Source organism: Streptomyces sp. NRRL S-920, from assembly GCF_000717945.1.
Lineage (GTDB): Bacteria > Actinomycetota > Actinomycetes > Streptomycetales > Streptomycetaceae > Streptomyces > Streptomyces alboniger.
In genome coordinates, this window is sequence record NZ_JODF01000024.1 from 82102 (window position 1) to 92803 (window position 10702).

Annotated in this window: 10 protein-coding genes; 8 read left to right on the forward strand and 2 right to left on the reverse strand. The window is 72.0% G+C overall.

The annotated features are described in order from the left end of the window. Positions 1–3: 3 nt before the first annotated feature. The 6 genes from IG54_RS0119095 (at position 4) to IG54_RS0119120 (ending at position 7391) form a co-directional block, all read left to right on the forward strand. On the forward strand, positions 4–1041 hold the full coding sequence (locus IG54_RS0119095; RefSeq protein WP_030785318.1) for an agmatine deiminase family protein: 1038 nt from the start codon (positions 4–6) through the stop codon (positions 1039–1041). 14 nt (positions 1042–1055) lie between these two features. Next, on the forward strand, positions 1056–1664 hold the full coding sequence (locus IG54_RS0119100; RefSeq protein WP_030785321.1) for a TetR/AcrR family transcriptional regulator: 609 nt from the start codon (positions 1056–1058) through the stop codon (positions 1662–1664). Positions 1665–1823: 159 nt separating this feature from the next. Next, positions 1824–3074 (forward strand): PD40 domain-containing protein, encoded by a 1251-nt coding sequence (locus tag IG54_RS0119105; protein ID WP_030785324.1) that lies wholly within the window; start codon positions 1824–1826, stop codon positions 3072–3074. A gap of 330 nt (positions 3075–3404) precedes the next feature. Then, complete coding sequence (gene cimA, locus IG54_RS0119110; RefSeq protein ID WP_030785327.1) at positions 3405–5009, forward strand: citramalate synthase; 1605 nt, start codon at positions 3405–3407, stop codon at positions 5007–5009. Positions 5010–5079: 70 nt separating this feature from the next. Further along, positions 5080–6390 carry a hypothetical protein gene (locus IG54_RS0119115; RefSeq protein WP_030785330.1) on the forward strand — a complete coding sequence of 437 codons (1311 nt, stop codon included), beginning with the start codon at positions 5080–5082 and terminating at the stop codon, positions 6388–6390. A gap of 116 nt (positions 6391–6506) precedes the next feature. Then, positions 6507–7391, forward strand: a complete 885-nt coding sequence (locus IG54_RS0119120) for an alpha/beta fold hydrolase (protein WP_030785342.1) — start codon at positions 6507–6509, stop codon at positions 7389–7391. Between the two features lie 7 nt (positions 7392–7398). Here IG54_RS0119120 and IG54_RS0119125 read toward each other — a convergent pair whose 3' ends face one another. Together IG54_RS0119125 and IG54_RS0119130 are read right to left on the reverse strand one after the other, a co-directional pair. Next, complete coding sequence (locus tag IG54_RS0119125) at positions 7399–7941, reverse strand: hypothetical protein (protein ID WP_030785346.1); 543 nt, start codon at positions 7939–7941, stop codon at positions 7399–7401. 39 nt (positions 7942–7980) lie between these two features. Further along, entirely contained in the window at positions 7981–8616 is a 636-nt protein-coding gene (locus tag IG54_RS0119130; RefSeq protein WP_030785348.1) for a YceI family protein, read from the reverse strand. A 310-nt stretch (positions 8617–8926) separates the two neighbouring features. Here IG54_RS0119130 and IG54_RS0119135 point away from each other — a divergent pair, with 310 nt between their 5' ends. Beyond that, a complete protein-coding gene (locus tag IG54_RS0119135) occupies positions 8927–9481 on the forward strand; it encodes an Arc family DNA-binding protein (protein ID WP_030785351.1) in 555 nt (184 codons plus the stop codon). Between the two features lie 90 nt (positions 9482–9571). Next, on the forward strand, positions 9572–10429 hold the full coding sequence (locus IG54_RS0119140; RefSeq protein WP_030785354.1) for a DUF4097 family beta strand repeat-containing protein: 858 nt from the start codon (positions 9572–9574) through the stop codon (positions 10427–10429). Positions 10430–10702: the final 273 nt, after the last annotated feature.

The window sequence follows — 10702 nt, forward strand, 5'->3', positions numbered from 1 at the left end:
GTCATGTCTGCTGCCGCCGACGGCTTCCGCATGCCCGCCGAGTGGGCCCCGCACGAGCGCACCTGGATGGCGTGGCCGGGCCCCAACCCCACCTTCGACGACCCCGAGGGCCTGGACGAGTCCCGCCTGGCCTGGGCGAACGTGGCCCGTGCCGTACGCCGCTTCGAGCCGGTCACCGTGGTCTGCGGCCCCGCCCAGTCCACGTACGCGAGCGAACTCCTCGGCCCAAACATCGAGGTGGTGGAACGCGACCTGGACGACGCCTGGATGCGGGACATCGGCCCGACCTTCCTCACCGACGGCAAGGGGCGACTGGCCGCCGTCGACTGGACGTTCAACGGCTGGGGCGCCCAGGAGTGGGCCCGCTGGGACCACGACTCCAAGATCGGGTCGTACGTCGCCGACCTCGCGGGCGCCCGTACGTACGCCTCGCGCCTCGTGAACGAGGGCGGCGGCATCCACGTCGACGGCGAGGGCACCGTCCTGCTCACCGAGACCGTCCAGCTCGGCCCCGAGCGCAACCCCGGTCTGACCAGGGAGGAGGTAGAGGCGGAGATCCACGCCCAGCTCGGCACCACCAAGGCGATCTGGCTGCCGCGCGGCCTCACCGCCGACTACCCCGGCCACGGCTTCGGCACCCTCGGCCACGTCGACATCGTCGCCGCCTTCGCCGCGCCCGGCGTCGTCCTCGTCCACTCCCAGCGCGACCCGTCGCACCCCGACTTCGAGGTCAGCAAGGAGATCATCGCCACCCTGAAGGGTCGGACGGACGCCCGCGGCCGCACCCTGCGGATCGTCGAGGTACCCGCGCCGACCGTCCTCAAGGACGACGAGGGCTGGGTCGACTACTCCTACATCAACCACTACCTGTGCAACGGCGGCGTGGTCCTGTGCGCCTTCGGCGACCCGAACGACGAACTGGCGGCCGGAATCTTCCGCGGCCTCTTCCCCGACCGTACGGTGACGCTCGTCGACGCCCGTACGATCTTTGCCGGGGGCGGTGGCATCCACTGCATCACCCAGCAGCAGCCCAAGGTGTGAACAAGGAGTGAGAGATGGCCGGTCAAGTCCGCACGCGGAAGAACGCCCCTCCGCGTGAGGACGTACTGACCACCGCCATGGAGATGATCGCCGAGCGCGGCCTGGAGAAGCTGACCATGGCCGCGCTCGGGCGCGAGGTCGGCATGAGTTCCGGGCACCTCCTCTACTACTTCAACACCAAGGACGAGCTGCTCCTGCGCACCCTGGAGTGGAGCGAGGGCCGCCTCGGCATCGAGCGCGGCCGGCTCCTCGCCCGCACCGGCACGGCCCGCGCGCGCCTGGACGCGTACGTCGAGCTGTACGTTCCCGACGGCCCCGGCGACCCCCACTGGACGCTCTGGCTGGAGGTCTGGAACCGCTCGCTCAACGCCGACGAGGAGGGCCGCGACCGGCAGGCCGCGATCGAGGGTGCCTGGCACCGCGACCTGGTGGCGCTGCTCGCGGAGGGCGTCTCGCGCGGGGAGTTCGGGGCGATCGACCCCGACCGGTTCGCGGCGCGGCTGCGCGCGCTGCTCGATGGGTTCTCCATCCATGTGGCGATCGGGCTGCGCGGCACGGGCCGCGAACAAGTGCTCGCGCACGTGCGGGAGTTCCTGGACGGGACGCTGGCCGCGGGCGCGTAGGGACGACCGGCGGCCTGTCTAGGTTGTACGCGTTCCGGCGGATTGCCCGCTGTCTGCTCATGCGTTTGTATCTTCGTGAGCCCGCCCGCCGACCATCCGGCGTCGGGCCGCACGTGCGCGAGAACAGCGCACGAAGAAGAGCACACGGGGGAACCACACATGCACCGCACCAAGCACCGCGCCGCGCTGGCGGCCACCGTCCTCGCCGCCGTCACGGCCACCGCCCTGCCCGCGGCCGTCGCCGCTCCGGCCGCGCCCCGCACCGAGGGCGTCAGCGTCACACCGGCGGGCAAGGCCGGGAACGACACCTCCGCGCACGCCGTGATCAGCCGCGACGGCCGGTACGCCGCCTTCGACTCCGAGGCCTCCGACCTGGTCGCCGCGGACACGGGCGGCCTCAGCGACATCTTCGTACGCGATCTGCGCACCGGGCGCACGGAACGCATCGCCCTCGCAGGACGCCGGCTCAGGAGCCCCTCGCTGAGCGCCGACGGCCGCTATGTCGCGATGATCACCAGCCCCGCCGACTCCTACTCCGGCCGCGACGTACGCCTGTACGACCGCCGGACGAAGAAGACCGAGCGCCTCGACGTCGAACTGCCCGACGGCTACCCCGGCGACAGCGCGGGCAGCGTCTCCCTGAGCGCGAACGCGCGCTACGCCGTCTTCGACACGGACGGGCCGCAGTACGACGGCACCGCGGTCTTCCTGCGCGACCGGAAGACCGGCACCACTGAGAGGATCAGCCACCCGTACACGGGCGGCGACGGGGAGCGCGACGCCCACTCGCCGACGGTCAGCGACGACGGCCGCCGCGTCGCCTACGCCACCTCCTTCACCAACGGCCCGCGCGGCGACGACTGGAGCGACCTGTGGCTGCGCGACCGCCGGACCGGGAAGGTGACGCAGGTCGACCGCTCCCACGACGGCTCCAGGACCGAGAAGGAGTCCCTTCGGCCCGCCCTCAGCGGTGACGGCCGTACGGTCGTCTTCGAGTCCCGCGACACCCACCTGGTCCCGAACGACGACGACGCCGCGTGGAACGTCTTCGTCCACGACCTCGCCTCGGGCGCCAACCAGCGCGTCCACGGCACCCAGGGCGGCCCCGGCGAGGCCTACACCCGCGCGCCCGCGATCAGCGCCGACGGCCGCTACCTCACGTATATGTCGGAGCTGTCCGAGCCGGGATCCCAGTGGGGCAAGGAGTGGCCCGTCTACCTGCGTGACCTGAAGCGGGGCACCACCACGCTGGTCACCCCGGACACCACGGGCGGCGCGGCCACGGCGGACGTCGGCCCCGGCGGCATCTCGGCGGACGGCCGCAAGGTCGCCTTCCTCTCCGGTGACCCGGCGCTGCTGAGCGGCGACACCAACGACGGCGACGACGCCTTCGTGCGGCACGTGCGCTGACGTCCTCGTCGGTGCGGGCGGCGTGTCCCACGCGCCGCCCGCATCGTGAGACGGTGCCGCGCGGCGGAAGCGAGCTGTGGCAGGCTGCCCCCGTGCTCTCGTTCGCCATGATTATTGGCAGCAGGCGCGCCGGTCCGCAGTGACCGTCTCGTACCACCAAGTACGGGCGGACACCGTCGTCCTCGACCCGCGCGCAGACCTCTCGCACCCGCGAGGGGTTTTTTCGTTTCCCGGCCCATCTTCAGCCGGACGCGGAGCGCGCGGGATCATTGTGGGCGGTGGAGCCGGTCCTTCCGGTAGACCGAGATCCGACACAGGAGCCAGATCAGCATGACGGAAACCAGCACGCCCGACGATTCCTTCCATGTCTTCGACACGACGCTGCGCGACGGCGCGCAGCGCGAAGGCATCAACCTCACCGTCGCGGACAAGCTGACCATCGCCCGGCATCTGGACGACTTCGGCGTGGGCTTCATCGAGGGCGGCTGGCCCGGCGCCAACCCGCGCGACACCGAGTTCTTCGCGCGGGCCCAGCAGGAGATCACCTTCCGGCACGCCCAGCTCGTCGCCTTCGGCGCCACCCGCCGCGCGGGCGCCAAAGCGGCCGACGACCCGCAGGTCAACGCGCTGCTGGCGGCCGGCGCCCCCGTCATCACCCTCGTCGCCAAGGCCCACGACCGGCACGTCGAACTCGCCCTGCGCACCACCTTGGACGAGAACCTGGAAATGGTCCGGGACACCGTTTCCTACCTCCGCGAGCAGGGCCGTCGGGTCTTCGTCGACTGCGAGCACTTCTTCGACGGCTACCGCGCCAACCCCGAGTACGCGAAGTCCGTCGTACGGGCCGCCGCCGAGGCGGGCGCCGATGTCGTCGTCCTGTGCGACACCAACGGCGGCATGCTGCCCGCGCAGGTCCAGGCTGTCGTCGCCACGGTCGCCGCCGACACCGGCGCCCGGCTCGGCATCCACGCCCAGGACGACACCGGCTGCGCGGTCGCCAACACCCTCGCCGCCGTCGACGCCGGCGCCACCCACGTGCAGTGCACGGCCAACGGCTACGGCGAGCGCGTCGGCAACGCCAACCTCTTCCCGGTCGTCGCCGCCCTGGAACTGAAGTACGGCAAGCGGGTCCTGCCCGAGGGCGCGCTGCGCGAGATGACCCGCGTCTCGCACGCCATCGCCGAAGTCGTCAACCTCACGCCGTCCACGCACCAGCCGTACGTGGGCGTCTCCGCCTTCGCGCACAAGGCGGGCCTGCACGCCTCCGCGATCAAGGTCGACCCCGACCTGTACCAGCACATCGACCCGGACCTCGTCGGCAACCGCATCCGCATGCTCGTCTCCGACATGGCGGGACGCGCCTCCATCGAACTGAAGGGCAAGGAACTCGGCGTCGACCTCGGCGACGACCGCGCGCTGGTCGGCCGGGTCGTGGAGCGGGTCAAGGAGCGCGAACTCCAGGGCTATACGTACGAGGCCGCCGACGCCTCCTTCGAGCTGCTGCTCAGGGAGGAGGCCGAGGGCCGGGCGCGGAGGTACTTCCGGGTCGAATCGTGGCGGGCCATCGTCGAGGACCGCCCCGACGGCACGCACGCCAACGAGGCGACCGTGAAGCTGTGGGCCAAGGGCGAGCGCATCGTCGCCACGGCGGAGGGAAACGGTCCGGTCCACGCGCTCGACCGGGCGCTGCGGGTCGGCCTGGAGCGGATCTACCCGCAGCTCGCCAAGTTGGAGCTGGTGGACTACAAGGTCCGCATCCTGGAGGGCAAGCACGGCACGTCCTCCACCACGCGCGTCCTGATCTCCACGTCCGACGGCACGGGCGAGTGGTCGACCGTCGGCGTCGCCGAGAACGTCATCGCCGCGTCGTGGGGGGCGCTGGAGGACGCGTACACCTACGGGCTGCTGAGGGCCGGGGTCGAGCCCGTGGAGTAGCCCATCCTCCCCGGACCTCCCTTCTCTCCTCCGGCCTCCGTCGGCGGCCCCGCTGGGTTACGTTCGAAGTATGAGGAATCGGACGAAGCGGATCAGTGTGGGAGTGTCCGGGCTGCTGCTGGCCCTGGGTGCCGCGTCCTTCACGGCGGCGCCCGGGGCCGCGGCCGCGGCGGACACCTCGGAGGTGGCCGCGGCCTGGGAGAAGAGCCCGGTCTACGTCGATCCCGCGGCCTCGGACCAGCTGTCCGATTCCCAGGCCGACGCCCTCGCCCGGAAGATCGAGGACGCGGACAAGCCGGTGTTCGTGGCCGTGCTGCCGCAGGACTTCCCGCGCCAGGACCTCTTCCGGAAGCTGCGGACCGAGACAGGCGTGACGGGTGTCTACGCGGTACGCCTCGGCGACGGCTTCGACGCGAAGGCCGACCGCGCGGTCCTTTCGGGCAACGCCGTCACCAACCTCGTCTCCCTCGTGCGGGGCGAGGACGCCGCCACCCAGCTCAACGGCTTCGTCGACGAGGCACTCGCGCAGGCCGCGGGAAAGGCCCCGCGGTCCTGGAGCGGCGGCCCCGAGGGCGACGGCGTCTCGGTGGGCGCCCTCGCCGGTGTCGGCGTGGTGATCGTCGCCGGTGGTGTGGGCGCGTACGCCGTGATCCGGCGCAAGAAGCGGCGCCACGAGGAGGTGCAGCGCGAGGCGCTGCGCAAACTGTCCGTCGTCGTCGACGAGGACATCACCGCGTTCGGCGAGGAACTGGACCGGCTCGACTTCCACCCCGCGGAGCCGGGCGCGGACGACGCCATGCGGGCCGACTACGAGCGTGCGCTCGACGCGTACGAGAAGGCCAAGTCGTCGATGGCGGCCGCGGTGCGCCCCGATGACGTGCGGGGGGTGACCGAGGCCCTGGAGGACGGACGCTTCTCGCTGGCGCTGCTCGCCGCGCGGCGCGAGGGGCGGCCCCTCCCGGAGCGGCGGGCACCCTGCTTCTTCGACCCGCGGCACGGGCCTTCGACCGAGGACGTGATGTGGGCGCCGCCGGGCGGGCCCGAGCGTTCGGTCCCGGTGTGCGCGGCGGACGCGGCACGCCTGGCGGACGGGCAGGACCCGATGACCAGGACCGTGGCCACGGAGTCCGGGGAGCGGCGCCCCTACTGGGAGGCGGGGCCCGCGTACGGGCCGTGGGCGGGCGGCTACTTCGGCGGGGGCATCCTGCCGGGGCTGCTGATCGGCACGATGCTCGGCGGCATGATGGCGGGCCCGGCGTACGGGGCGGACTTCGGGGACGGCTACGGCGACTTCGGGGGCGGCGACTACTCGGGGGCGGACTTCGACCCCGGTGACTTCGGTGGCGGTGGCGGGGACTTCGGCGGGGGAGGCGGGTTCTAGGGCGGCGGGTGCCGGGGTGATCGCGGGCGGTCTTGTGCGAGGAGCTAGCGAGACGGTACGGTTCGTCTCGTACATGGTCGGTGGTCGATGGTCAGTTCGACTCGTGGAGGTGGCTCATGGTGCGGGAGCGGTATGTGGAGGTCGCGGCGGGGGTGCGGCTGTGGACGGAGCGGCGAGGGGAGCCCGACGCCCCGGCGCTGCTGCTGGTCATGGGGGCCCAGGCCGCCGGGCTCGGCTGGCCCGAGGAGCTGGTGGATACGCTCGCGGAGCGGCATCACGTCATCCGCTACGACCATCGCGACACGGGGCGCTCAAGTCACTGCTTCGACGAACACCCGTATCGCGTCACGGACTTGGCGCGGGACGCCGTCGCGGTCCTGGACGGCCTCGGGATCGAGCGCGCGCACCTGGTGGGGCTTTCGCTCGGCGGCATGCTCACCCAGCTGGTGCTGGCCGACCACCCCGAGCGGGTGCTGAGCGCGACCCTGATGGGAACGTGCGCGCTGAGCGAGACGCCGTACGCGGGGCCCGACGGTGCGAGCGAGCTGCCCGGCATCGCGCCGGAGGTGCTGGAGATGTGGGCGCGGTCGGTCGAGGACCACGGCCTGGAGGCAGAGCTGGATCGGCGCGTAGAGCACTGGCGGCTGCTCGGCGGTGCTCAACTGCCCTTCGACGCCGCGTACTTCCGGCGGCTCGAACGGCGCATCATCGAGCATACGGGCAGCTATACGCCGTCGACCGCGCACGCGCGTGCCGACGACTCGGGGATGCTCCGCACCGCCGAGCTGGCCCGGAACAAGGTCCCCACCCTCGTCGTCTCGGCCCCCGCCGAGCCGGTCTTCCCGCCGCCGCACGCGCGGCATCTGGCCCAAGTCGTCGCGGGGGCCCGGCTGGTGGAGGTGCCGGGCATGGGGCACGCTCTGCCCCCGGCCGTGCTCGGCCCCCTCACGGAGGTGATTCTGGCGCACACGAGTGGCGTCCCGACCGCCCCGGTCGCCTGACGCTCCGTCAGTCCCCGTGCGGATCCTGGGCGGAGACCGACCAGCGGCCCGAGTGGCCGGGCGGCAGTGCCAGGTCCCGCCGTACCGCCGCGTAGTACTCCTGCCGGGCGGTCCGCTGCCGCTCCAGCATGCCGGCCCACGCGCGCGGGTCCCGCGTCCCGTCGCGCAGGAACCGTTCCATCTCGATGACCGTGAGCACCCACACGCGCGCCTTGTCCACCACGTCCGGCGCCCCCAGCATGAGCAGCGCCTCCCCGGCCGGGTCGCGGGCGTCGGCGGCCTCCGTGAAGTGGGGCGCGGCCGCCTCGGGGGACAGGGGGTGCGGATGGGGGTCGTTGCCGAGGTGGGCGGCGACGCGGTAGGTCAGCGTGACGGACTGCTTGAGGACCCGGGCGTACTCGGTGTAGATGGCGAGCCGCCGCTCCTCCCACCGGGCGGCCTGCTCGCGCAGGAAGCGGATCCGGTCGCCGCGGGTGATCGCCATGTACGACCCGAGCGCGCCGACGATCACACCGATGAGTGCGGGCAGTTGCTGTATGAACTCGGGCACGGCGAAACGGTAGCGCGCGGGCGCGGGCGGCGCTCGGCCTTAGGAGGCCGCCTTGATCGCCGAGATGTCGAAGTTCAGCTTGATCTTGTCGGAGACGAGGACGCCGCCGGTCTCCAGGGCGGAGTTCCAGGTGAGGCCCCAGTCCGAGCGGAGGATCTCCGCCTTGCCCTCGAAGCCGACGCGTTCGTTGCCGAACGGGTCCTTGGCGGAGCCGTTGAACTCCAGGTCGATGGAGAGCGGCCGCGTCGTGCCGAGGATCGTCAGGTCGCCGGTGACGCGGTAGTCGTCGCCGCCGAGGAACTCCGCCTTCGTGGAGCGGAAGGTCATCTCGGGGAACTCCTCCGTCTTGAAGAAGTCCGCGCTCTTCAGGTGCCCGTCACGGTCGGCGTTGCCCGTGTCGATGCTGTCCATCCGCACGTCGATGGAGGCCGTCGAGCGCGATGGGTCCGTGCCGTCCAGGTGCAGCGTGCCCGCCATGTCGCGGAAGGAGCCCTTGACGTTCGTGACCATGGCGTGCCGGGCGACGAAGCCGATCGTCGAGTGTGCGGGGTCGATCGTGTAGTCGCCGGTCAGCGCGGCGAGCCGCGGGTCGGCCGCGAGGGCCGGGGCGGCGGTGGCAGTGGCAGTGGGGGCGGTGCTGGCGGTGGTGTCGTTCTTGCGGCTGAAGAGACCCATGACGTGCTCCTTGGGGACTGGCTCCGATGGACAGCTTCTGTTGAAGGTTCAACGAGATTGAAGGTAGCGCGATTCAGTTCAACATTCAACCTCTAGCGGGGTGCGTCTCTTCAGTTACTCGGTATCCCGGTGGCCGGATGTCCTGTGGCAAGAGGGGTGGCGTCACGTGGCGCCACGGCGGTGCCACGGTGTAGCCAAAAATAGTGCCAGCGCGCCTGACCTGCGGAAATGGGCCGCCAGCATGCTGCTGGGCAAGGGTGTGGCGCCCTCGACGCTTGCAATGGCGCCACAGTGGTGCCACTATGGCGTCATGAACCTCACGCAGTACGTCGACCACCTCCGGCAGGAGCTGGCGGTCGCCGCCGAAGCCGGTGGCGAGGAGGCCCGCGCCCTGGCCGAGCGCCTCACCGCCCCGCTGGAGTCCGCGGCCCGGCTCACCTTGCTGAACGCGCTCTCCGCCGCCGCGGAGGAGATCACCAGCGAACTCGCGCCGGGCTCGGTCGATCTGCGACTGCGCGGCCTCGACCCCGAGTTCGTGGTGACGCCGCCGCCCGCGGGAGACGCGTTCGACGCCCAGGCGGAGTACGCGGCCCTCATGGCGCCGACACCGCCGCCGCCCGCCGCGCCGCTCGCCCCCGACGCCCCGGACGACGGCGGCACGGCCCGTATCAACCTGCGCCTCCCGGCCCACGTCAAGGCCCGCGTCGAGGAGGCCGCGAACCGCGACGGCCTCTCGGTCAACGCCTGGCTCGTCCGCGCGGTCTCCGCCGCCCTGGACCAGCCGGGCGGCGGCAGACCCGGCGGGAGCACCGGCCGGCGCGAATCCCCCAGTTTCGGCGGCGGCTACACGGGCTGGGTGCGCTGACCGGCCTCACGAGGGCCGCGCCCGACAGGACTTCAGGTACCGACAACACCGAGCCCGAGGGCTCGTTCGAGCCACTAGGACGGGACAGCCATGCCTGCTTTCGACACCTCCAGGACCTTCGACACCCCCAAGCCCATCACCGCCACCGTCGGCTTCGAGAGCGGGACCCTCCGCGTCGTCGCGGGGGACGGCACCGCGACGGTCGTCGACGTGCGCCCCGGGAGCGAGCTTCGGGACGCGGACGTCAAGGCGGCGGAGCGCACCCGTGTCGAGTTCGCGAACGGCACGCTGCTGGTCAAGGGTCCCAAGAGCCGTTCCCCGTTCAGCAAGGGCTCGACGATCGAGGTCCGCGTCACGCTGCCGGCCGGTTCCGGGTTGCGGGTCGACACCCAGCTGGTGCACGTCACCACGGAGGGCAGGCTCGGTGACTGCGAGATCAAGACGGCCGTGGGCGACCTCCAGATCGAACAGACGGCCGGCGTCCGGCTGAGCACCGGCTACGGAGAGATCTCCCTGGGGCGCGCGAACGGCCCGGCCGATGTCACCACCGGGTCCGGCGGCGTCCGCCTCGGCGAGGTCGCGGGCGAGGTGACGGTCAAGAACTCCAACGGCGCCACGGACATCGGGGCAGCCGAGGGCGACCTGTCGGCGAAGGTGGCGAACGGATCCGTCACCGTCGGGCGCGCGGAGGCGGACATCACGCTCAGGAGTGCCAACGGCGCCCTGCGCGTGGGCGAGTTGGTGCGCGGCACGGCCGTCCTGGAAACGGCCGCGGGCCCGATCGAGTTCGGCATCCGGCACGGCACGGCGGCCTGGCTCGACGTACGGACGCGCGCGGGCTCGGTGCGGCAGCCGCTGGAGGAGTCCGAGGCGCCGCCCGCGTCCGTGGACACGGTCAAGGTGCGGGCCCGTACGGCCCTGGGTGACATCACCGTCCACCGGGCCTGACCCCCGCCCTTGCCCCACCGGGGCCCGAAGCGGGCCCCGCCATCCTGGCCAGGTCCTCGCCCGTGAGCGCCAGGCACCCCGGTCGCCGCCACCAAGCGCCCCGCTCACCCCCCCACCGCTCGCCCCGCTCGAAGAGGCTCTACGCGCCCTCAGCCCGGGCGGCCCAGCTCTCCCGAAGGCCCCGACGGCCTTTCGTACCCCCACATTCGAACGTATGACCGATTCTGCGACGACAGCCGCGAAAGAAGGCCCCCATGACCACCCCCCTCCAGC